Origin of the sequence: Streptomyces sp. NPDC058758, from assembly GCF_042746075.1 — a bacterium.
Lineage (GTDB): Bacteria > Actinomycetota > Actinomycetes > Streptomycetales > Streptomycetaceae > Streptomyces.
Genome location: NZ_JBHYPS010000049.1, coordinates 1 through 22,834, shown reverse-complemented (window position 1 = coordinate 22,834; position 22,834 = coordinate 1). Strand labels below are relative to the sequence as shown.

The following is a 22,834-nucleotide window of genomic DNA, read 5'->3' as shown; positions in this document are numbered from 1 at the left end:
GCTCCCGCTCAAGCCGGGCTGCCCGAGCATGTCCAAAACATTTTATCGGGCAACTACTTTCGTCGTGCGCACGCGCGGGGGCGGCCGGACGCCAGAGGCCGTGGGAAGGGCTGCCGCCCGGCGAGCGGGGCCGGGTGCGGTGAGCGGTCGTCGGGCGGGCAGCCGTGGGGCCCGACGGCACTTCGCCGGCGGCCTTTCCGGGTGGGCCCGTACCCGCGGTCCGGAGGGCGGCGCTCCGACCGTCTCGGGACGAGCGTCGCCCGCCCGGCGGAAATTTCTGCCCCTGTTGTGCCTGGGACCGGATCCCACGGGATGTTTGGCTGTTTCCAGAGAGCGAGAACCGCAGGTCAGCCCTGGTCCGGAGCCGGTCCTCACGCGATGCCGCCCGTGCAAGCGGCAGAACGGCACGACCGGCTTCGGCCCTGCCTTCCGCGGAGGCACTCCCCTCCGCCTCCTCGCCCTCGGCCCTGAAGAGACCCGTCCCCGCATGGAGGCCGACTTGAGCGTGGTGCTGACGACCGACTCCGTACCGGATGAGGAGAAGGCGACGTACTGGAACGAGGTGGTGAGCAGGACGCTGGTGCCCATGACGGTGTCGCCCCGGGGGACCGACCCCTTCGACGGCAGGATCGCCACCCACCACGTCGGGTACCTCCAGGTCTCGACCGTGGAGGCCGACGCGAAGTTCGTCAGCCGTACACCGGCGCTCATCACCCCGTCCCCCGATGCGCTGCTGGCGGTGGGGGTCCAGGTGTCGGGCACGGCCACCTTCGCGCAGGGCGGCCGAAGCACGCAGGTGGGCGAAGGGGAGATGGTGGTGTACGAGACGGGAAGACCGTACTCCTTCGACTACCCGCGGCGATTCACCACGCACGTCTTCCAGTTCCCCCGGCACGCCCTGACCGTGCCGGACGGCGACATCCGTCGGATCGCGGGCAGCGCCATCCGCACGAGCGGGGGCGTCGGAGCCGTGTTCTTTCCCTTCCTGTCCGCGCTGGCCTCCACGGCCGGCGCCCATCCTCCGGTCATCGCGCACAGGCTGGCCGACGATTTCGCCGATCTGCTCGGCACTCTGATCACCGAGCGGGCGCACCCGAGCGGCGCGGGACCGGACACCGCTTCCGGCGCCCTGCTGCTGCGCGTCCGCGACCACATCGACCGCAACCTGGGCGACCCGGACCTGTCGCCGGACAGGATCGCTCGGGCACACGCCATCTCGGTGCGCTACCTCCACAAGCTGTTCGAAGGTGAGGGAACGACCGTCTGCCGGCTCATCCAGCGACGGCGCCTGGAGGAATGCGGCCGGGAGCTGGCCCGCCGCGGCAGGGCGACACCCAGTGTGTCGGCGGTCGCCCATCGGTGGGGGTTCGGCAGCCCCGCCCACTTCAGCCGGGCCTTCCGGGCCGCTTACGGTGTCTCCCCGCGTGAGTGGCGCGCGCTGCACACCGCCGGGAACCAGCTCCTCCCGGTGCCCGCCGGCCCGTCCCCGGCCTCCCCGACCCCACCGCCCGCGAGGGACGACGGCCTGCGACACCCCGGGCACTCCCGGCTGGCGAGCGCGTGAACGACCTTCCGCCCTCGCCCCGTGCCCGCCCCGTCCTCGACCGCTCCACCCAGGCGTTCGTGAACCGGGGCCCCGTCCCCCCGGTGCCCGACCGGCTCGAACCGCGTCCCGGGCACGCGGACCCCGTTCTCGACGAGGACGCCACGTCCACGGAATGGCTCATGCTGCCCGGCGGGCCCACCGGCCACGTACGGGTGGAGGTCGTCAGACCCGCCGACAGCGTCGGGGCGCTGCCCGTCGTCCTGTTCCTGCACGGCCTGGGCCACGTCCTGGGGGAGACCGACGCCCGTACGCCGTCCCCCACGCATGCCGGGCGCTTGGCGCGCGCGTTCGCCCTCGGTACGGACGCGGCTGTCGTCCTCGTCGACTACGCGCCCGCTCCCGACGCCGCGTACCCGGTCGCCGTCCAGCAGTGCTACGCCGTCGCGAGGTGGCTCTGCGAACGGGGCGGGGAGATCGGGCTGGACGGAAGCCGGATGGTCGCTGTCGGCGACTCGGTCGGCGGCAACCTGGTGGCGGCGCTGACCCTGCTGGCGCAGGAGCGCGGTGGGGTACGGCTGATCCTGCAAGTGTTGCTGTGCCCCGTCACCGACACCGATTTCGGCACGTCCTCCTACCGGGAGTTCGCCGAGGGGTACGTCGTCGGCCGCGACACGATGCGCAGGTTCTGGGACCGGTACGCACCCGACGTCCGACAGCGCGGCCTGGCCACCGTCTCGCCTCTGCGGGCGACGCGCGAACAGCTCGCGGGGCTTCCTCCCGCCCTGGTGATCACCAGTGAGGCCGATGTCGTCCGTGACGAGGGAGAAGCGTACGCGGCGAGGCTCCGAGCGGCCGGTGTGGAGGTGGTGTCGATGCGGTACCACGGCACGATCCACGGCTTCATGGTCCTCGACCGGCTCCGTGACACGTGCTCCGCCCGCGCGGCGCTCATCCAGACGCTCGACACCGTCCACCTGGCCCTGCACACCCGTCGCGACCGGGGCCGCTGAACCGGCCCCGCCGCAGCCCGGCACCGCGAGTTCCGCGAGCTCCGGGACGGAGCAGCCGCGGCCGGCGGCCACGGAAGCCGTGCGCAGCGCGCCGGCGGCGGGCGTGACGGCCGTCTCCGCTGCGCGGGCCCCGCGAGGGGGCGCCTTCCCGTGGCGCACCGAGCCGGGTGGGCCGTTCGGCCGGCCCGCGTGCTCAGCGCTCCACGAGGGGCGTGCGAGCGACGAACCCGAACGGTCCCGTTCCCGTCGGCAAGGGCCTGATCCGCCGGACACTCGCCGAACGCTCCCGCCGGGGCGGGCCGTCCCACGCACTCACCGCACGACCGCGCTCTTCCTCCGAAGGACGGGTCAGCGGGTGCGCGATCGGCCGGGGCCGTCTCCGCCCGCCGTCACCGGTCACCCGCCAGGTCGAGGTCGCGCTCGGGCGTCCCTTCGGGGACCCGCGCCGGCTCCGGCCGGCGCCACGGACGGGCGATCGGCTGGGACACCCCGCGCCACCAGGCATCCGCGGGCAGCTTCCCCGCCGGCTCGAAAGGCTCACCGGGACGGGGGAACGCCACCGCCTGCCCCGCCTCCTCCGCCGCGTCCTTCGTCCACTCTCCCGGCTCCGCCCACGCGTGCGGGGCGAGGTTGAAGGTCCCCCAGTGGATCGGCAGCAGCACCCCGGCGGGGCCGCCGCCCTGGAGGTCGAGGTGGGCGCGGACGCCCTCGGCGGGGGTCATGTGGATGTCGGGACACAACGCGTTACATCGAAATCGTTGAACCGGCCGGCATCACACAGGCCCCGAGGGACCAAGCGCCCAAGGAGACGACGGATCGGTCCCAGGACCGACCTCTCCAGAGCGGCGCGGGATCCGGCTGCGGTCGACGTAGGGGATCGCGTTCACGATCTCTCTCAGATCATGCGCTCAGGCTGCCGTTTCAGGCTCTGAGCTGGCCGCCGTATAGCGACAGGCGCTGCGCCGCTCCCCGCCACATGAGGTGCAGTCGGTGACAGGTGCGGGCGTCGCCGCCGGGGCGTGCGGGCCTTCTCTGCAGTGCGTGGAGCGTGGTGGAACAGGGACGGTCTCAGGGGGCCAGAGCTCGTACGGCCAGCCCGAGCCCCACGACGACGACCAGGGCGGAGGTGGCCACCGGTCCGATACGTGAGGCGGTACCTACGAGCCAGCGCAGCCGGGGGCGGTCGCCAGCCTTCTTGATGCGATGTTTGACGTGGAGGAGGAGCATTCCGGCGAGGGCGAGGGTGGCCGCCATGCCGAGGCCGTAGGCGAGGACGAGGAGAATACCGAAGGCGGTGCGGCCGAGCGCGACTGCTCCGAGGAGGACGACGAGGGCGGAGGGGCTGGGCACGAGTCCGCCGGCGATGCCCATCCCGATCAGGCCTGCTTTCCCGGCAGGACGAGAAGCGTGTGTGTGCTCGGACGGCGCATGCTCGTGCGTTCTGTGCGAGGCAGGGGCCTGGGCTGGAGCGGTGAGGGTGCGCGTGGCGGCAGCAGCGGATTCAGGCGCGCTGGTATGGGGCGCCGTGGAAGGAGCCGGATGGTGGCTTCCCCCGTGCTCGTGTCCGTGCTCGTGAGGGTGGCTGTGCTGGTGATGATGGTGGTGGCTGTGTCCGTGGGAGTGATGGTGGTGGCCGTGGGTGGGCTTGTGGCGGAGGGCTCGGGTCAGAAGCCATAGGCCGATGGCGGTGACGATGAGTCCGCTGGTCAGGCCGAGCCAGGCCAGGATGGTTTCGCCCGCGAGGTGGGTGGCGGTGGGGAGGGCGAGGCCGAGGATCAGGACACCCGCGGTGTGGGTGAGGGTGACTGTCGCGCCGACGGTGACGGCGTCGCGCCGGGTTCCGCGGCGTCCGGCGAGGTATGCCGCCATGATCGTCTTGCCGTGGCCGGGCAGGAGGGCGTGGGAGGCCCCCAGGACGATGGCGAGGAGGAGGGCGAGGAGGCCGACGGGGAGGGTGAGTTCGTGCCGGGAGACGAGGGTGTCGAACCAGTTCGCGATCCGGTTGGCGCTTGTCCCCGCGGGACCGGCTGCAGGTGTGGGGGTGTTGGTGGTGCCGTCGGCGGGGGTGGTGTGCAGTTCGGCGGTGCGCTGGTCCAGTGCTGTGGCGAGGGGATCCGGCGGGTAGCGGCGGAGCTCCTGTGTGGGTGAGGTGGCGGGGAGATCGGTTCCGGTGATGCGCAGTCCGATGCCCTTGGCGGTGATCTCTCGCCACCCGATGCGGGTGGTGTCGTAGCGCGTGTCGACGCTGATGGCGCCGCCGAGCTCCAGTGGGGCGGCGGTGGTGTAGGCGCAGGTGAGTCGGCTGGTCTTGAGTCCTGCTTCGCCGGGCTCCCAGGTGAGCTGCGCGGCCCTGGGGCTCCATCGGGCGGGTCCGGCGGGGGTGCGCAGGGTGAGTCGGTCGGCCAGTGCTGTGCAGGTGGTGCGGGCGTACCGGGCGTTTTCAGCTTCGGTGAGGGTGTTGTTGTGGTCGGTGTCGATATGGGGGCGTTCTTGGAGTGCGGCGATCTCGGCGCGGTCGACGATGACGGTGGCGTCGATGCGGTCTGGGTGCAGGACGAGGCCGGTGTGGTAGTTGACGGTGAAGTTGCCCAGTGGATGGGCCGGTGCGGCTGCGGCGGCGGGGGTGGTCAGGCTGCAGGCGGCGGTGAGCAGGGCGGCGGCTGTGGCGGCGGTGCGGTGTGCTGGGGTCATGGTTGGGTGCCGATTCGCTGGGACAGGGCACGCGCCTGGGCGGCGTGCAGCGGGTTGAGTGCGGGAGCCTGACCGAGTGCCGACCGCAGGTCGGCGGTGGCGGCCTGGTCGTTGCCCAGGGCGTGGTGGATCGCGGCCCGGTGGTAGTGCCACAGGGCGTTGCGGGTGCCGAGCGCGAGGGCCTGGTCGGCGTGTGCGAGGGCCTCCTCGCTGCGTCCGGCGCGGTGCAGGGCCCACGCGTAGGCGTCATGGACGGCGACGAACGACCTTGTCCGCAGGGCCTGCTCGGCCATCGCCACGGCGCGCACGGGGCTGCCGTGGTCGGCTTCGAAGAGGATGGCGTCGGTGTCCGGCGAGCCGCCGGCGGAGGTACGCAGGGTGTCCTGTGCCCTGAGCAGGGTGTAGGAGGCTTCGGCCTGTTCGTCGTGTCCGAGAGCCTGATGCGTCTCGCCGAGGGCGAGCAGGAGGTGCGGCAGGGGTGCGATGTCCGTCGCGTGCTGCCAGTCGGCGCGTGCCTGTTTCGTCTGGCCGAGTGCGGCGAGGGCGCGTGCTCGGGCATCGAGGAGCGCGGGGTCGGCCGGTGCTTTTCGCAGCCCTTGTTCGGCTTCGCTGAGCGCCTGGCGCGCGTCGCCGTCCTCGAGTGCGAGGCCGGACAGGCAGGCGTGGGCGAAGGCGCGCTCGCTGTCGGTGGTGGCCGCGGTCAGGGAGCGCCGCATCAGTTCGGCCGCCCGCCCGGTGCTGCCGCGCAGCTCGAACACATAGGAGGCGCGGGCCAGGGAGGCGGCGTCGGGGCGCAGGTCGTTCATCTTCTGCACGGCCCGCTCGGCGTCGCGGTAGTGGCCGAGCTGGGTGTGGGCGTCGGCCAGGACCCCGTACGCGGCCGGGTTGTAGGGGTCGCTGGTGATGGCCTTCTCGGCCCAGGTACGGGCGGCGGTGAACTCGTGGCGGGCGGCGGCGAGTGCGGCCATGCCGGTCTCGGCGCCACTGTTGCCGCCAGGCTGCAAGGAGAGGGAGCGGCGCAGGGCCTTCTCGGCCGCGGCATAAAGGGCGGGGTCAGCGGTAGTGCGGGCCTGCTCGATGCGGGCCATCCCGAGGGCCGTCCAGGTGTTCCAGTCGCCCGGCAGGCGCTCCAGGCGAGCGGTGAGCGCCGCGGCCGGGGCCTCGGGCCGGGCGGCTGTGCCGGTAGGTGCGGAGGCGGGGAAAGGGGGTGTGTTAGGGATGGCGGGTTGGATGAGTACGGCTCCGGCGGCGAACATCGCGGTTCCCAGAGCGAGGGTGACGGCGACTTTCGTCAGTCGGCGTCGGCCGCGGGCGGGCGTGGGCGGGTCAGGGGTCATCGGAGGGTGTCTTCCTGCGTGAGTGACGCGCTCCCGGGGCCGGACCGGGCGTGGTCCGGCCCCGGGAGCCTTGATGGTGCGGTGGCGTCACATCAGGCGCGGTTGCGGCGGCGCATCCGCCATCCGGCCGCCGCGAGCAGGGCTGCTCCCACACCGCCGAGGGAGGCCGCAGACTTTTCCTTGCTCTTGGCCATGCCGGAGGGTCCGCTGTTGACGGACTTGGTGTGGGGCAGGGCCAGGTACGGGAACGAGGTGCCGAACGGGACCTCGTTGGCGTTCACCTTGTCGCCGTCGGCAAGCGCCGGGATGAGCTGTCCGGTCTGGGCGGCGCCTTCGACGGCCTGCAGGGAGATGTCGATGACGTCGTCGGTCAGACGGCGTCCGTTGGGGAACCCGGCCAGGTCGCCGGCGAGGACGCCGTACCGGTTCGGGTTCGAGGCCGGGGGTACGGCCATGTTCAGACGCAGTTCCTCCGCGGGCACGATGCGGCGGAGGTTGGCGTCGCGGTTGAGACGGTGGGCGTTGAGGTCGGCCTGGATCGGCCCGCACGCCTTGCAGATCCCGGTGAGGTAGATCTCGGCGAGGTCGTTACGCGGGGCGGGCGGTGCGGGGACGCCGTAGACCTGCTGGATCAGCTTGGGCAGGATCGGGTCGAGGACCTTGTCGACGACCGGCTGGACGGTGCGGTCCTGGTCGGGGTTGAGGGTGTTGAAGGCGTCCTTGTACTTCAGCGGGACGACGACCTCGTTCACAAGGGGGTTGCCCAGGCGGGAGACCTGCTTCCACTTGTCGCCGTGCCCGGTGCGCGAGTCGGAGACCTGCACGCCCTTGCGGTCGGTGGTCGACCAGATGCCCACGACCGGATTGCGCGACGGGGTGTAGTTCAGCGCCAGGTACTTCTTGGGGATCTGCAGGGCGACGGAGTTGACGTTGTAGCCGGCCAGGGTGTCCTGGCCGCGCTCGGACAGGTTCCCGCCGTAGAGGAGGTCGAAGACCCGCAGGTCGGCGAAGAACGGGTCCTCAGCCTGCCCGGCGAACGCCTTCCCGCCACCCGGGAGACCGCGTACGGCCTGGGCGCGCAGGGAGGCGTAGTTCGGCATCGAGGCGGGGCCGACGCGCGACGGGGCGGCGGGCACGTTGGACAGCAGGGTCCTGCTCGTCTTGCCGCGGGTCTCGATGAGGTCGTAGACCTGCCGGAAGTTCAGGTCCGGGTCGTCCAGGGTGGTCACCTGGCCGGTGTTGTACAGGAACTGGTCGGCCGCGTCGCGGATCTGGTTCTTGAACCGCCAGGTGTAGGTGACGTCGGCGTTGCCGTCACCCGTGTTGTCGATCTTGATGTTGTAGCGGAGGTCCTCGCCGAAGGCGTAGAAGTTCGGGCCGCCGTTGGGCTCCTCGAACGGGATCCAGTTCGCCACCAGGGTCACGGTGTCGGACTTGTCGGGGCTGGTGAACGCGTACACGTCGGTGTTGTCGGCGCGCGGATCACCGGCGATCAGCGGGGCCTCACGGTGGCTGGAGGCGGAACTGACGCCGGGGCCGAGGGTGAGGACGGCCATGGCGGTCGCCAGGGCGCCTGAGCCGAGGACGAGCAGGGAGTGGTCCAGCATCCGGCGCCGGCCGGACGCCGTGGAGGTTGCCTTCACGAAGAGGTGCTTCCTTCCCAGCAAGGTGCGTACCAAGCCCGGCCTGATAGGGCGGGCGTCGGTGTCGCTAGGGGGCTTATCGGGTGGCGGTCGGCACCGCGGCGAACGGGGGAGTTCGCACTGCCCGGGCATGGTCAGGAAAGGCAACGGGACTGACCACGTCCAGACACACCATCGCGCAGGGCTGCGCAGGGCGAAGGAAACCACGCCCGGACATCGCCGCGCGCCTGCCCGCCGCCCGCCGCCGACGTGCCCGGGCCCGCGAGGAGCGACAATTGTGCAGGTCAGAGGATTTCTTGTCCCGGCTTCAAGGTGGGCGCGACACGCAGTGCCGCTCTTAGCCCGAATGAGCCAACAACCGCTTGTTGCAACTCAGTTGCAACAGTGCAGCGTTGGTGGTGAGTGTGTCTGTTCAGTTGCCGTTGCCGCGTGGATGACCTCTGGGTCCATAGGGCGAGGGGGTGAGGGTGCTCACACGGCGTGGCAGCCGCCGTGTACGCGGGTCGATCGCTGTCACCGGCTCGCCGGCGGCGTGGCGCCGAGGAACCGCTTCTCGCACATCCAGGACCGGACAGAGTCTGTGGCGAAGGAAATCTTCGTTCCCTCGGGCCGGCGCGTGGTCTGTGCGGGCCAGGTGTCCAGGACGGCTGCAAGAGAGCGGGGCAGGGCCTCCTGCCAGCCCAGCAGCCGCAGCCCGCGCACCTCGCTCCCATGACAGCAGATCTCAAGTCCCGCACAGTCAGTGGGCCGCCATGTCTCGTCTCTAGCCACGACCACACCGTCACCACCGGCAGCGTCGCATCCTCCCGTCGGTGGACCGGCGCGCGGCCGGTCCCACCCGGATGGCGCAGCCCGAGGCAGTGCCCTTGGGCCGTGCGGGTGGCCTCCGTCCCTGGCGCCCATCCCCTGCTACGCCGGCGGCGAATTCACCACGAGACCTGGGCCACCTGGGCCCAAGCTCCGATGAAGGAGGGATCATGCGCAACCGGACCGTGACCGCGGCTTCCGCAGTCGTCCTGGCCGCCCTGTGCGCGGCGCCCGCGCTGGCTGTGTCCGACACGGCCTCGAAGATGCCGCCCGCCCGCGACCACAAGGCCCTGCACGCCATCGGCCTGACCGGCGACCAGCGCCTGGTCGAGTTCGACGTCCACAGGCCCTCCAAGACCTGGTCGCTGGGCAAGATCTCGGGGTTGTCCGGGGACACCAAGCTCGTCGGGATCGACTTCCGCGTCCAGAACGAGAAGCTGTACGGCGTCGGCGACAAGGGCGGCATCTACACCCTGAACACCACCAACGCCAAGGCCATGAAGGTCTCCCAGCTGACCGTGGCCCTGGCCGGCGCGGCGTTCGGCGTGGACTTCAACCCCGCCGCCAACCGGCTGCGGGTCATCTCCGACACCGGGCAGAACCTGCGGCACAACATCGACGACGCGGCCGCCCCGCTGACGACCACCGTCGACGGCACCCTGACGAACCCGACCATGCCGCCGTCGACCGCCATGGGAGTGACCGGAGCCGCCTACACCAACAACGATCTGAACGCGGCGACCGCGACGACGCTGTTCGACCTGGACACGATGGCCGACCGCATCTCCCTGCAGTCCCCGGCCAACGCCGGCACCCTGGCCTCCACCGGCAACCTCGGCGTGGACGCCGCCCTGGACGCCGGATTCGACATCTACTACAACCCGGCCGCCGGCACGAACCACGGCTTCGCCGCCATCGGCAACGGTGGCTCCTACCGCCTCTACGCCGTCGACGTCCTGACCGGCAAGGCCACCGGTGAGGGCGCCTTCCCGGCCAAGTACCAGGTCACCGACCTGGCCCTGCCCATCAACCAGAAGTAGCCCCCGCCCGCAGCCGGCCTGGGCGCGGCACCCTGCCGAGCCCAGGCTCCTGGTACGGCTATCGGCCCAGGGATCATGCCGGTGACCCTGCACCCTTCCGATGAGGGCTAGTGCAGGGCCACCGTGACGTGCGGACCGTGCGCGAAGCCCTACTTGGGCATGAGGACGGTGTCGATGATGTAGACGTTGGCGTTGGCGGTCTTCACGTTGCCACAGACCACGTTGGCGGTGTCGTTGACCTTGTAGGACTCGCCGGAGCCGGCGGTGGTGATCATGCCCTTCTGGAGGGTCTCGAAGGAGCCGTTCTCCAGCTGCTTGGGCGTGAGCTTCTGGCCGACGACGTGGTAGGTGAGGATCTTGGTGAGGGTGGCCTTGTCGGCGAGGACCTTGTCGAGGTCGGCCTTCGGGATCTTGGCGAAGGCGTCGTTGGTCGGGGCGAAAACGGTGATGTTCTCGGCGTTGTTGAGGGTGTCGACCAGGCCGGCCTGCTTGACCGCGGTCACGAGGGTGGACAGGGCCGGGTTGTTCGAGGCGGCGGTGGCCACGGGGTCCTTGGCCATGCCGTCGAAGGAGCCCGCGCCCTCCTTCGGCACCCCGGCACAGGCGGGGCCGAAGGGCTGGTCGTCGGTCATCGGCGCCTCGGAGGGGGTGCTCGCCTCCGTCGTCTTCGCGGCGTCCTCGGCACCCGCGCTGGGGGCGGCCTTGGTGTCGCTGCCGGAGTCGGAGCACGCGGCCAGGGAGAAGGGCAGCGCGGCTGCGGCGACGACGGCGATCGCGGTACGGCGGATCTTCATGCTGTTCATGACCAGTTGCTCCTTGGGACTTTCTCTGGGTATCGAGGGGGTTGGTCGTGCTGCCCGGTACGGGCCTTGCGGCCGTCCGGGTGGTCTAGGGGACGGTGACGAAGACGCTGTGCCAGCCGCTCGCTCCGTCGGGGATGGTCCGGGTGCGCTGTTCGGTCTGGGCCTGACCGGTGCCGTCGGTGGCGCGGACGGTGAGGTTGTGTCCGCCGGGGGTGGCGTTCCAGCGGTAGGACCACTGGCGCCAGGTGTCGACGCCTGCCTGGGCGGCGAGGTCGGCGTCCTGCCAGGGACCGTCGTCGACGCGGATCTGGACGCGGGTGATGCCGCGGTGCTGGGCCCAGGCGACGCCGGCGACGGTGACGGTGCCGGGGGCGGGGCGGGCGAAGGGCTTGGGGGTGTCGATGCGGGCCTGGGTCTTGATGGGCGCGCGACGTGCCCACTTTCGCTTGACCCAGTAGGGGTCGTAGGCGTCGAAGGTGGTGAGTTCGATGTCTTCGATCCACTTGCAGGCCGACACGTAGCCGTAGAGGCCGGGGACGAGCATGCGGACGGGGAAGCCGTGGTCGAAGGGGAGCGGCTCGCCGTTCATGCCGACCGCCAGGATGGCGTCGCGGCCGTCCATCAGGTCCTCGACAGGAGAGCCGAGCGTCATGCCGTCCACGGAGCGAGCCACCAACTGATCGGCCCGGCCGCCCTTCGACGGCGGCCGGACGCCGGCCTCCTCCAGGAGGTCGGCGAGGGGTACGCCGAGCCAGCGGGCGTTGCCGATGTAGGGGCCGCCGACCTCGTTCGAGACGCAGGTCAGGGTGATGTCGCGTTCGATGAGGGGGCGGGCCAGGAGCTGGTCGAGGGTGTAGGTGCGCGGCCGGGTCACGCCTTTGCCATGGATGCGCAGCCGCCAGGTGCCGGCGTCGACCTTAGGCACGGTCAGGGCGGTGTCGACGCGGTAGAAGTCGGAGTTGGGGGTGGTGAAGGCGGTGATGCCGGGCACCTTCAGCTGGACGCCGGCCGGGACCGCGGGCGCCGGGGAGGCCGGCTTGGGAAGCACCAGGTTCTCCCGGGAGGCGACGGCTCCCTGGCCTTGCCTGCCGGTGAAGTACCGGCCCAGCGCACCTGCCGAGGTAGCGGCGACGGCGGTCACACCGGCAGCGGCGAGGAACCCTCGCCTGCTCCACCCCCCAGTGCCTGGCTGCCCGTCCGGGGCGGGAACGGGAGCGGCTTTGGTCGCCAGCATGTACAGAGCCACAGCTCCCGCCAGCGCTCCGGCGATCGAGGGCAGTACGTCACCGGTGCCGGTGGAGTCGGGACGGCTGAGAGCCGCGGCGGCGCCGACGATCCCGAACAGCAACACCCCCGCAGCGCCGGCGCGTCGGTGCGACAGGGCGAGGATGCCGAGGCCGATGGCGATGAGGGCGAGGATCGCGAGGATCCCCAGTTGGAGAACGATTTTGTCGTTCTCTCCGAACGTGCGGATCGCGAAGTCCTTCACCGCGGCAGGCGTCCGGTCGATCACCGCTCCGCCCACCACCGTCACCGGCCCCGCCGCGGGCCGCACCAGTCCGGCCACCAGCTCGGCCACGGCCAGAGCCGTGAACGCGGCCAGGAGTCCGGCCAGTGCGCCGAAGGCGGCGCGGACGAGTTTGCTGCGGAAGCTGCTCACATTGCTGCATTCGGCAGCGCCCGCCCGGCGGATTGGTCCAACCCTCGAAAGAGTGAAATCCCTTGCCGGTGTTGCCTTACAGCGTGGGTGTGGAGGCGGCGGCGCGGCCAGGGGTACGGGTGCGGGGAGCGGAGGCTGTGGCGGGCGGGCGGCGGTCGCCCGGGAGGTGGGTGGGCCACCAGGTGCGGGGGCCGAGGTCGAGGATGAGGGCGGGGACGAGGAAGAGGCGCACGAGGAGGGTGTCGATGAGGACGCCGAGGGCGACGATGCAGCCGATCTGGGCGAGGTAGAGCAGAGGCATCACGGTCAGTGCGGCGAAGGTGGCGGCCAGGATGAGGCCGGCGGCGCTGATGACGCCGCCGGTGGTCACCAGCCCCCGGCGGACCCCCACCGCGGTGCCGTGCCGAATCGCTTCGGCGCGGATCCGGTGGACGAGGAAGATGTTGTAGTCGACCCCCAGCGCGACGAGGAAGACGAAGGAGAACAGCATCACGGCGGGCTCAGTGACGCTGCTGCCGAACACCAGCTGGAAGAGGAGCGCGGAGGCCCCGAACGCGGTGAACAGGCTGACCCAGGCGGCGGCGACCAGCAGCAGTGGCAGCAGCAGGCAGCGCAGCAGGACGATCAGGACGGCCAGCACCACGGCCAGTGCCAGAGGCATGATCAGCCGATGGCCACGCACCGATGCCTGGTGCAGATCGGCGAGCTGGGCGCTCTGTCCGCCGACCAGCGCCCCGGTCCCGGCCAGCGAGCCGCGCAGCCGGGCCACCGTGTGCCGGGCGCGGGCGCTGTCCGGGCTGTCCGACAGCGTCGCCAGGATCTGCGCCCTGCCACCGGTCTCGGCCGGTAGGGCGGCTGTTGCCGCTACGCCCGGTGTCGAGGCGATCCGGTCGCGGACCTCGGCCGACCGGGCGGCAGGGGCGAGGACGATCAGGGGGCTGGCGGTGCCGGCGGGGAAGTGGCGTACGAGGACGGTGTGCCCGGCAACCGAGGGGGCCTGGGCCGGTAGGGCCTGGTGAAGGGGGACGCCAGTCGGGGCGAGCAGCGGCGCCATAGCCGCTCCGGCGGCGAGGAGGGCGAGGCAGCCGGCCCAGGCCCGGCGCGGCCTGTGCTCGAGCGCACGGGCCGGCCGGGCCCACCAGTCTCCCGGTGTGCCCGCGTGTGGCCGCAGCACGCGCCGCCCGCACAGTGCCAGCACGGCCGGCAGGAAGGTCAGCGACACGGCGGTGCAGCACGCCATGGCGATCGCCACCGCCGGGCCCAGGGCCCGCTCGGAGGGCAGGTCGCTGAGGACGAGCGTCATCATGGCGCAGGCGATGGTCGCGGCGCTGGCCAGCACGGGCGGCGCGGTGGCGCGGCACGCTGCGGTCATCGCCCGGCGGGAGTCCGGCTGTTCGGCGAGTTCCTCGCGGGCGCGGGCGGCCAGGAGGAGGGCGTAGTCGGTGCTGGCACCGACGACCAGGACGAACACGATGCCCTGGGTCTGGCCGTCGATGGACAGCCAGTCCGCCCGCGCCAGTGCGTACAAGACGGCGCAGGCCACCGCGAGGGCCAGGAGAGAACTCACGATCACCAGCAGGGGCATGATCACGCTGCGGTAGACCAGCAGCAGGATCAACAGGACACCACCGAGAGCGACGGCCAGGAGGGTGCCGTCGGTATGCGAGAAGGCTGCGTCGAGGTCTGTTTGAGCGGCCGCGGGTCCTGCCAGGTGCACGCTCGTCCCGCCGACCGAGGCCGCCGCCTTCGCGATGGTGGCCAGGCGGGCGGCCCCGCCGTCGGGTTCGGCGGCGATCACCGCGGTCATGGCGCGGCTGTCTCGGGACAGCACCGGAGCTCCGGCGGTTCCGGTCAGGCGGATGACGATCTGACGCGCCGCCTGCTGCTGGCGCGCCGTGATCTGCTCGCCCTCCGGGCGGGAAGTCCAGATCACGGCCAGCGGCAGCGCGGCCTGCGCCCCGGCGGGGTTCAGAAGGCGCTCCACCCGGGCCGACTCCGTAGTCTCCCGCAGCGTCACGTCCCCGCCGGCCTGCGCTACCTCACCGAGACGGACGGTGTAAGGGCCGGCGGCAACAGCCAGGATCAGCCACAACAGCAACACGACGTACGGCCTTGCACGGTTGAGCCTCAGCACGAAGCCATCCCTCTGTACTGCTGCCGGGGGCGTGCTGCGGGCGCCGGCGGCAGCGGAGCACGGCACCTGATTGCTGTCCTCATCCGCTTCGGCACGGCAGCGGGGCAGGGATGGCAGGGAGCGCTGGAGATCACCTGGACGGCGGCTCGGGACTTTTCCCGGATTCCGGCAATCCATCGCGGCATTCGTCACGAATCGTTACTGAAAGCAGCACTCAATGGCCGGCCTCAGCGTCAGCCACTGGGTTCCCGGCCCCTTGGACTGTGACGATGGGCAACCAGGCGCGGAGTCCACGGCACCATCACAACCCCACGACGTTCCCCTTCACCCGTTTTCGGTGACGAAGACCGCTCACTGCGAGGAATCATCATGGACACCGCCACCGCTCCCCGCGGATGTCCGGTCACGCTGCATCTGCCGCTCCTCTCGGACGAACGCGCGGCCCGCCAGGCCCGCCAAGCCGTGGCACGACTTCTGGAACAGGAGGCGGACGCCTGCCCTCGCGAGGTCGCCGATGATCTCGTACTGATCGTCTCGGAGTTGGTCGGCAACGCGGTGCTCCACGCCGCCGGACCCTACGCGCTCACCTTGAGCCTGGAACGAGGCCAGGTGGGCATCGCCGTCAGCGACGGGACGGCGGACCTGGCCGGGAGCCATCGAGAAGGGCAGCGCAGGGAGACGGGAGGCCGGGGGCTGAGGATCGTTCGTGCGCTGGGGGCGGACCTCCGCGTCAGCCGCTCCGACCGGGGCAAGCAGGTCATCGCGGTCCTCACCTGGTAGCCCAGTCGCAAAGGCCGTGGTACCGCGGGCGGCTGTGCCGACAGCCGCCCGCGGCCGACCCGCTCGGAGAGCACTGCCTTCCGGGCGGATCACCGGTCCGCGCCACCCCGTCTTGAAGGCGGCGGACCGGAGTCTTCTCGCGGTGCTCGATCAGGCGTTGACGCAGGTGTTGCCGAAGGTCGGGTTCAGCAGGCCGATCACGCTGACGGTGTTACCGCACGCGTTGACCGGGATGTGAACGGGAACCTGCACGAGGTTGCCCGAGCCCACTCCCGGCGAGTGGGCGGCCACTCCCTGTGCACCGGCATCGGCCGATGCCATCGACGCGCCACCGATGACCACCGCACCGGCCGCGAGGGCCACCGCCAGACCATTCCGCATACGAACCATGTGAATTACCTCCCATGAAGGAGCCTCGGCCGAGCAACCCGCGCGGCCGGTGAGGAGAGCGAGAGAACGTCGCTCCGCTCACCTCACGCACCGTCTTCGCCGCCGTCCGCCCTCCGGCTTGGCCCCTGTGCCCGCCTTCCCTCGAACGAGTTACTCGACGATGGCGCGGGTGACGAAGCACCACCCATCCACCCGCCGGTCCGCTACGAAGAATCAACGAAGCACCCACAGGTTTCGCGACCGGGCCGCCGCCGGGCGGTCCGGCACGATCGAGTGACGACACAAGGACCGGCATGCGATGGACGCCCCGCCCCCCGACGGCCGGCCCAGGCCGCCCCTGCGCCTTCTCACCACGACCGGAGCGGTGCAGGTGAACCAGCCGCTTCCCTTCGGCACCGGCCGCAACGGCCGCGCCGCCCCCAGCGACCTCACCGAGACCATGGGCAAAGTGGCCCATGGTGACAAGCAGGCGTTCTCCGCCCTCTACGACGCCCTCGCACCCCTGGTCTTCGGCATCGTCCTCAAAGTGGTGCGCGACCGGGCGCAGTCCGAGGAGGTCGCCCAAGAGGTCATGATCGACCTGTGGCGGCAGGCCGCCCGCTACCGGCCCGACGCCGGCAGCGTGCAGACGTGGGCCGCGACCATCGCCCACCGGCGGGCCGTGGACCGCGTCCGCTCCGCCCAGGCCGCCACCGACCGCGAGCACGCCCAGGCCTCCCGCGAACACACCACCGCCTTCGACGAGGTCGCCGAACAGGTCGAGACCCGCCTGGAGTCCGAACAGGTACGCCGCTGCCTGCGCGGCCTGACCGAACTCCAGCGCCAAGCCGTGACCCTGGCCTACTACCAGGGGCTGACCTACCGTGAGGTCGCCGAAGCCCTGCGCACGCCTCTTCCCACCATCAAGACACGCATGCGCGACGGGCTCATCCGGCTCCGCGACTGCATGGGGGTGACCACATGAACCACCACACCACCGACGCCCACACCCTCGCCGCCGCCTACGCCCTGGGCGCACTCGACGACGCCGAACGCAAGGACTTCGACGCCCACCTCCAGACCTGCGAGGCATGTCGGCAGGAAGCAGCCGAGTTCCAGGCGACCACGGCGCGCCTGGCCGCCGCTGTCGCCCAGCCGCCGCCTCCCGGAGCCAAAGCACAGGTCATGGCCGCCGTCGACGGCGTGCGTCAGCTGCCCCCACGCGTCCCCGCCGCCGGTGCGGCACCCGTCCTCGGCGGCATCCTGCGCCGCCGTGCCGTATCCCTGGCGCTGGCCGCCACTGTGGCCGCCGTCGCACTGGGCGGCGTCGCGGTGTGGCAGACACAGAACGAACAAGAGCTGGAGCAGCAGGCCCGCCAGGCCCAGCAGCAGCTCGACGCGGTCAGTGCCGTCCTGGCGGCCCCGGACGCCCAAACCGTGCACGGCAAGGCCGCCAACGGGGCCCTGACCACCGTCGTCTCCTCCGAGCAGCGGAACCAGGCCGTCTTCACCGCCGCCAACCTGCCGGCGCCCGGCGCCGGGAAGACCTACCAGCTGTGGCTCGACCACGACGGCACGATGCTCCCGGCCGGTCTGATCGACCACGACGGCACCGTCATCCTCGCCGGGAACCCGGCCGACGCGGGCGCAGTCGGCCTCACCCTCGAACCCGACGGAGGATCCCCCCAGCCCACCACCGACCCGCTGCTGCTGATGGCCCTGCCCGCCTGACCGGGCGCTCCGCAACGATCAGCGATCGAGGTACTTCATGGCAAGCATCCCGGAGATCGGGGACATCGTCGGCGACTTCTGCCTGCCCGGCGGACATCTGGACGGCGAAACCTTCCACCGCCGCGACTACACCCTGTGCGAGCAGCGCGGCAAGCCGCTCGTTCTCGTCTTCTACCCCGGCGACGACACACCGGTATGCACCGCACAGCTCTGCTCCTACTCCGACGGCCTCGACCAACTCCAGTCCGCCGGTGCCACCGTGTGGGGCATCAGCCCACAAGGGCTCGACAGTCATGAGAAGTTCGCCCGCAACCGCAGGCTGACCATGCCCCTGCTGTCCGACGAGGAGCGTGTGGTGGCGAAGTCCTTCGGGATCAGCGCACCCCTGATCGGCCTGCGCCGGTCGGTGTTCATCGTCAACGGCCACGGCCGCCTGCACTGGAAGCACGTCACCGCCATAGGCGCCAGCTACCCGCCCGCCGTCACGCTGAGCACGCATCTCGCCGGCCTCACCGGCTGAACCGGCACACCTCTTCGACCGGACCTTCCACCTCGCGGTCACACATCACGCCAATCCGATCGCCCGACTGCCGCGAAGTACGGGTGAGACGCAGCAGCCGGGCAGCGTGTCGAGTGGCGGGAGCAATGGTGGTCGAACAGCGCAAGGCGGCGGTCGTGGGCGCCGGCGTGGCGGGCCTGACGGCCGCCTACGTCCTGGCGTCCTCGTACGAGGTCACCCTGTACGAGGCGGACGGGAGGCTCGGCGGCCACGCCCACACCCGTGAGCTGCCCGGCCCCGGCGGTCGGGCACTTGCCGTGGACTCGGGGTTTATCGTCCACAACGAGCGCACCTACCCCACCCTGCTGAGGTTGTTCCGGGAGCTGGAGATCGGCACGCAGGACGCCGAGATGAGCATGTCGGTGCGGTGTGACGGGTGCGGGCTGGAGTACGCGGGTGCCCGGGGCGCTGCGGGACTGTTCGCCTCCCGTGCGGCCCTGCGGTCGCGGTACCTTCGGCTCCTGGCAGAGGTGCCGGTCTTCCACCGGGGTGCCCGGCGGCTGCTCGCGCGGGGGACTCACGCGGGTGTCACCTTCGGGGACTTCCTGCGCGAGGGCGGGTTCTCCCCCTACTTCGTCGGCCACTTCGCCCTGCCGCTCGTCGCCGCGGTGTGGTCCTGCCCGGCCCGCACCGCGCTGTCGTACCCGGCCGCCTACCTGTTCGCTTTCCTGCACCATCACGGTCTGCTGTCGATCACCGGCTCCCCGCAGTGGAAGACCGTCACCGGCGGTTCGTCCGCCTACGTGACTGCCGCTGCCAAACGCGTCCACCGCATCCGCACCTCCAGCCCGGTCGACGCCGTCCGGCGCACGGGCCGAGGCGCCCTCGTCACCACCGGCGACGGCGCCACCGACGCGTACGACGCCGTGGTCATCGCCACGCACCCCGACCAGGCGCTGCGCATGCTCGCGGACCCCACCGCCGACGAGAAGCGGCTCCTGGGCGCCTTCACGTACTCGCGCAACCCCACCGTGCTGCACACCGACACCTCCCTCCTGCCCCGCTCTCCGAAGGCGCGCGCCAGCTGGAACTACCGCATGACCGGCTGCGAGCCCTCCACCGCACCCGTACACGTCAGCTACGACATGGAGCGCCTCCAGCGCCTGCCCGCAGGCTCCGGCTACGTCGTCACGCTGGGCGGTGACACCGGCATCGCCCCGGACCGGGTCGTGGAGCGGATGGTCTACGAGCACCCCGTCTACACGCCCACGTCGGTCGCGGCGCAGAAGGAACTGCCCCGTCTCAACACCGGTGTGACCGCGTACGCGGGCGCCTGGCACGGCTGGGGGTTCCACGAGGACGGCTGCCGCTCCGGCGTCGAGGCAGCCCGGTCCCTGGGGGTGGACTGGTGACCCGCACCGAAGGAGACGTCATACCCGCGGGCCCCCTGGGCGCGGAGCCCGTCGCGGCGCTGTACGACTGCGTGATCACGCACGTCCGCCGCACGCCGCTGCACCACACGCTGCGGCACCGCACCTACCTGTGGTGCGTGGACCTCGACCACCTGCCAGTGCTGCCCCGGCCACTGCGTCCGCTCGCCCGTTTCGACGCCCGCGACCACTTCGCCGGCACCGCCGACTCCCTCCGCGCCGGGCTCGACGCCTTCCTCGCCGCGCACGACATCGACCTGGGCGGCGGGCGGGTGGTGATGCTGGCGCACGCCCGGGTCTTCGGGTACGTCTTCAACCCGCTGAGCGTGTTCTGGTGCCGCGATGCCTCCGGCTCCCTGGTGTGCGTGGTCGCGGAGGTCCACAACACCTACGGTCAGCGCCACTGCTACCTGCTGCGGACGGACGATGCGGACGAGGCCGTGGCGGACAAAACCTTCTACGTCTCGCCGTTCTTCGCGGTCGACGGCCGCTACCGGATGCGCCTGCCGCTGCCCGGGGAGCGCCTGGCCCTGACCGTCCACCTGGAGAACGACGACGGCAGGGCGTTCACCGCGGTCGTCCGCGGCCGCCGCCGGCCCGCCACCGTGCCCGCGCTGCTGGCCGCGGCCGCGCGCAGACCCTGGTCCACCGCCGCGGTCTCGGCCGGCATCCGCCGCCACGGCGTCCACCTGCTGCTGCGCGGACTCCCCGTGCACCCACGTCCCCGTTCCGCCCCGCAGAAAGGCACGCTGTCGTGACCCGCCCCGCCCTCACCTCCGAAAGCCGCTCCCGGCTCGCCGGCCGCACCCTCGACGTCCCCGAGCAGACGCCGCCGGGCGGCCCCGCGACCGCTGCGCCCCTCAGCCGTGCGGACGTCGACGCCGACCACTGGCCGGACGTGGTCCGGATCCCCTCGGCCGGCCCTGCCCGGACCGCCGTCGCCCGGTACCTGGTGAGCCGGGCCCTGGACAAGTTGTCCCTGACCGGTCCTCCGGCCGGTACGCGTCCTTCGGCGGTGGGCCCGCACCTGACGCTCCACGACTCCGATGCCTTTTACCAGCGCATCGGGCGTGACGGGCTGATCGGCTTCGGCGAGTCCTACATGGCGGGCGAATGGGACAGCGACGACCTGGCCGGCGTCCTGACCGTCCTCGCCGCCCACGCCGACGAGCTGGTGCCCGCTCCGCTGCGCCGGCTCCGGGGCCTGTGGGTGTCGGCCCGCCCCGTCGCCGACCGGAACACCCGCGACGGGGCCCGCGCCAACATCCAGCGCCACTACGACCTCTCCAACGACCTGTTCGCCACGTTCCTCGACGCCACCTTCACGTACTCATCGGCGGTCTTCACCGCGTTCCCCGCCCGCTTCGAGTCCCTCGCCTCCGCGCAGCACCGCAAGATCGACAGGCTTCTGGACCTCGCCGGCGTCGGCGAGGGCACCCGGCTGCTGGAGATCGGCACCGGCTGGGGCGAACTCGCCCTGCGGGCCGCCGCCCGCGGCGCGCGAGTCACCACCCTGACCCTCTCCGCCGAGCAGGCGGCCCTGGCCCGCGAGCGGATCGCGGCGGCCGGACTCGCCGACCGGGTGGACGTCCAGCTGCGCGACTACCGCGACGCGGAAGGGCGGTACGACGCCGTGATCAGTGTCGAGATGATCGAAGCGGTCGGCGCGGAGTACTGGGCCGCCTACTTCAGGGCCCTGCGCCGCGCGCTCGCGCCCGGCGGCAGGATCGCCCTGCAGGCCATCACCATGGGCCACCGGCAGATGCTCCACACCGCCGCCGCCCACACCTTCATCAGCAAGTACGTCTTCCCGGGCGGTCTGATCCCCTCCCGCGAGGCCATCGCCGAGCACTCGGCCGCCGCCGGCCTGCGCACGGCCGCCGACGACGGCTTCGGCGAGCACTACGCCGAGACCCTGCGCCTGTGGCGGGAACGGTTCACCGCCCAGCGCCCCGCCGTCACCGGCCTCGGCTTCGACCCGGTCTTCCAGCGCATGTGGGAGTTCTACCTCGCCTACTCGGAAGCCGGATTCCGCTCCCGCTACCTCGACGTCCGCCAGCTCCTCCTCACCGAAGGAACCCCCCGATGAGCCCCGCCGCCGACCGACTCGCCCAACTCCTCGGCCACTTCCTCCCGGGGCCGCTCCCCGTGCGCGTCCGGGCCTGGGACGGCAGCCAGACGGGCCCCGCCGACGCGCCCCTGGTGGTCCTCCGCTCGCCCGACGCGCTGCGCCGCCTGGTGTGGCAACCGGGCGAGCTCGGCCTGGCCGAGGCGTACGTCACCGGCGACCTGGACGTCGAGGGCGACCTCGCCGACGCCCTCTCCACGGCCGGCCGAAGCGTCCGCGACCGGCCCGCGACACGCCCCGGTCCGGCGGGGATGGCCGCGGCCACCGCCCTCGCCGTACGCCTCGGTGCCGTCGGACCGCCCCCGAAGCGGCCCGACGGGCGGGCCCGCCTGACCGGCGGCCTGCACAGCGTCGCGCGGGACCGGGCGGGCATCAGCCATCACTACGACCTCTCCAACGACTTCTACGCCCTCCTCCTCGACGAGACGATGGCGTACTCCTGCGGCTACTGGACCCGGCCCGACGATCCGGCCTACACCCTGGCCGACGCGCAGCGCGAGAAACTCGACCTGATCTGCCGCAAACTCGGCTTGGGCCCCGGGGACCGGCTGCTCGACGTCGGCTGCGGCTGGGGCTCCCTCACCGTCCACGCGGCGCGCGCGCACAAGGCCCGCGTCACCGCGGTCACCCTGTCCCGCGCCCAGCACGAGTTCGTCACCGCGCGGGCCGCACGCGAGGGGGTGTCCGACCTCGTGGACGTCCAGCTGCGGCACTGGCGCGACATCGACGGCGGCGGCTACGACGCGGCCGCGGCCGTCGAGATGGGCGAGCACGTCGGCGACGCCGAGTACCCCGCCTTCGCCGCCAAGCTCCACGACGTGCTGCGTCCCGGAGGCCGGCTCCTGGTCCAGCAGATGTCCCGGGGTTCCCACGCGCCCGGCGGAGGCGCCTTCATCGAGACGTACATCGCCCCCGACATGCACATGCGCCCCGTGGGCCGGACCGTGGACGTGCTGGAGACCGCCGGGCTGGAGGCCCGCTCCGTCGAATCGCTCCGCGAGCACTACGCGACCACCATCGACGCCTGGCGCTCCACCCTCGAACAGCGCTGGGGCGACATCGAGGCCCTCGTCGGAACGACCACCGCCCGCGTCTGGCGCCTCTATCTGGCCGGCGCGTCGCTCGCCTTCTCCGAACGCCGCATGGGCGTCGACCAGATCCTCGCCGTACGCCCCACCCGCGAAGGGGCGTCGGCCATGCCGGCGACCCCCGCCGCCTGGTACGCC

The 22,834-nt window shown here is 71.7% G+C and carries 18 protein-coding genes and 1 pseudogene; 11 read left to right on the top strand and 8 right to left on the bottom strand.

Translation table 11 applies throughout. The annotated features are described in order from the left end of the window. Window positions 1-505: 505 nt before the first annotated feature. Complete coding sequence (locus ACFW6A_RS34860) at window positions 506-1,564, top strand: helix-turn-helix domain-containing protein (protein WP_351852215.1); 1,059 nt, start codon at window positions 506-508, stop codon at window positions 1,562-1,564. Continuing rightward, window positions 1,561-2,556, top strand: coding sequence for an alpha/beta hydrolase (locus tag ACFW6A_RS34855; protein WP_386645583.1), 996 nt, complete (start codon window positions 1,561-1,563; stop codon window positions 2,554-2,556). The genes ACFW6A_RS34860 and ACFW6A_RS34855 overlap by 4 nt, the downstream gene beginning before the upstream one ends. A gap of 389 nt (window positions 2,557-2,945) precedes the next feature. Here the strand turns inward: ACFW6A_RS34855 and ACFW6A_RS34850 are convergent. The 4 genes and pseudogenes from ACFW6A_RS34850 to ACFW6A_RS34835 all read right to left on the bottom strand — a co-directional run. Further along, a pseudogene (locus tag ACFW6A_RS34850) lies at window positions 2,946-3,290 on the bottom strand (MBL fold metallo-hydrolase); the annotation flags it as partial. Between the two features lie 334 nt (window positions 3,291-3,624). After that, the gene (locus ACFW6A_RS34845) at window positions 3,625-5,247 is read right to left on the bottom strand and encodes a nickel transporter (protein ID WP_351852165.1); all 1,623 of its coding nucleotides are present in this window, start codon (window positions 5,245-5,247) and stop codon (window positions 3,625-3,627) included. Beyond that, window positions 5,244-6,335 (bottom strand): tetratricopeptide repeat protein, encoded by a 1,092-nt coding sequence (locus ACFW6A_RS34840; protein ID WP_351852162.1) that lies wholly within the window; start codon window positions 6,333-6,335, stop codon window positions 5,244-5,246. Before ACFW6A_RS34840 ends, ACFW6A_RS34845 begins: the two co-directional genes overlap by 4 nt. Window positions 6,336-6,676: 341 nt before the next feature. Next, window positions 6,677-8,191 (bottom strand): DUF4331 domain-containing protein, encoded by a 1,515-nt coding sequence (locus tag ACFW6A_RS34835; RefSeq protein ID WP_351852213.1) that lies wholly within the window; start codon window positions 8,189-8,191, stop codon window positions 6,677-6,679. Window positions 8,192-9,204: 1,013 nt separating this feature from the next. On the opposite strand from ACFW6A_RS34835, the gene ACFW6A_RS34830 reads away from it, so the two are divergent. Then, window positions 9,205-10,074: a DUF4394 domain-containing protein gene (locus ACFW6A_RS34830; protein WP_351852159.1), complete on the top strand. Its 870-nt coding sequence runs from the start codon at window positions 9,205-9,207 to the stop codon at window positions 10,072-10,074. A gap of 149 nt (window positions 10,075-10,223) precedes the next feature. Here ACFW6A_RS34830 and ACFW6A_RS34825 read toward each other — a convergent pair whose 3' ends face one another. The 3 genes from ACFW6A_RS34825 to ACFW6A_RS34815 all read right to left on the bottom strand — a co-directional run bounded on the left by ACFW6A_RS34825 (window position 10,224) and on the right by ACFW6A_RS34815 (window position 14,521). Next, a complete protein-coding gene (locus tag ACFW6A_RS34825) occupies window positions 10,224-10,877 on the bottom strand; it encodes a fasciclin domain-containing protein (protein ID WP_190044977.1) in 654 nt (217 codons plus the stop codon). Window positions 10,878-10,962: 85 nt separating this feature from the next. Next, entirely contained in the window at window positions 10,963-12,537 is a 1,575-nt protein-coding gene (locus ACFW6A_RS34820; protein ID WP_351852157.1) for a molybdopterin-dependent oxidoreductase, read from the bottom strand. A gap of 76 nt (window positions 12,538-12,613) precedes the next feature. Further along, window positions 12,614-14,521 (bottom strand): MMPL family transporter, encoded by a 1,908-nt coding sequence (locus ACFW6A_RS34815; RefSeq protein ID WP_386645579.1) that lies wholly within the window; start codon window positions 14,519-14,521, stop codon window positions 12,614-12,616. A 519-nt stretch (window positions 14,522-15,040) separates the two neighbouring features. Here ACFW6A_RS34815 and ACFW6A_RS34810 point away from each other — a divergent pair. After that, the gene (locus tag ACFW6A_RS34810; RefSeq protein WP_351852152.1) at window positions 15,041-15,451 is read left to right on the top strand and encodes an ATP-binding protein; all 411 of its coding nucleotides are present in this window, start codon (window positions 15,041-15,043) and stop codon (window positions 15,449-15,451) included. Between the two features lie 150 nt (window positions 15,452-15,601). Here ACFW6A_RS34810 and ACFW6A_RS34805 read toward each other — a convergent pair whose 3' ends face one another. Next, window positions 15,602-15,832, bottom strand: a complete 231-nt coding sequence (locus ACFW6A_RS34805) for a chaplin (RefSeq protein WP_386483497.1) — start codon at window positions 15,830-15,832, stop codon at window positions 15,602-15,604. A gap of 379 nt (window positions 15,833-16,211) precedes the next feature. On the opposite strand from ACFW6A_RS34805, the gene sigK reads away from it, so the two are divergent. The 7 genes from sigK to ACFW6A_RS34770 form a co-directional block, all read left to right on the top strand. Beyond that, a complete protein-coding gene (sigK, locus tag ACFW6A_RS34800; protein ID WP_376410093.1) occupies window positions 16,212-16,805 on the top strand; it encodes an ECF RNA polymerase sigma factor SigK in 594 nt (197 codons plus the stop codon). Beyond that, a complete protein-coding gene (locus ACFW6A_RS34795) occupies window positions 16,802-17,551 on the top strand; it encodes an anti-sigma factor (protein WP_351852146.1) in 750 nt (249 codons plus the stop codon). The genes sigK and ACFW6A_RS34795 overlap by 4 nt, the downstream gene beginning before the upstream one ends. 37 nt (window positions 17,552-17,588) lie before the next feature. Further along, window positions 17,589-18,071 (top strand): peroxiredoxin, encoded by a 483-nt coding sequence (locus ACFW6A_RS34790; protein WP_351852143.1) that lies wholly within the window; start codon window positions 17,589-17,591, stop codon window positions 18,069-18,071. A gap of 125 nt (window positions 18,072-18,196) precedes the next feature. Next, the gene (locus tag ACFW6A_RS34785; protein WP_030497930.1) at window positions 18,197-19,462 is read left to right on the top strand and encodes an FAD-dependent oxidoreductase; all 1,266 of its coding nucleotides are present in this window, start codon (window positions 18,197-18,199) and stop codon (window positions 19,460-19,462) included. Then, window positions 19,459-20,238 (top strand): DUF1365 domain-containing protein, encoded by a 780-nt coding sequence (locus ACFW6A_RS34780; protein WP_351852139.1) that lies wholly within the window; start codon window positions 19,459-19,461, stop codon window positions 20,236-20,238. The genes ACFW6A_RS34785 and ACFW6A_RS34780 overlap by 4 nt, the downstream gene beginning before the upstream one ends. Then, entirely contained in the window at window positions 20,235-21,569 is a 1,335-nt protein-coding gene (locus ACFW6A_RS34775) for a class I SAM-dependent methyltransferase (RefSeq protein WP_386645576.1), read from the top strand. Before ACFW6A_RS34780 ends, ACFW6A_RS34775 begins: the two co-directional genes overlap by 4 nt. Continuing rightward, window positions 21,566-22,834: class I SAM-dependent methyltransferase (locus ACFW6A_RS34770; RefSeq protein ID WP_386645573.1), on the top strand; the 1,269-nt coding region annotated here is incomplete at its 3' end. The genes ACFW6A_RS34775 and ACFW6A_RS34770, both read left to right, overlap by 4 nt.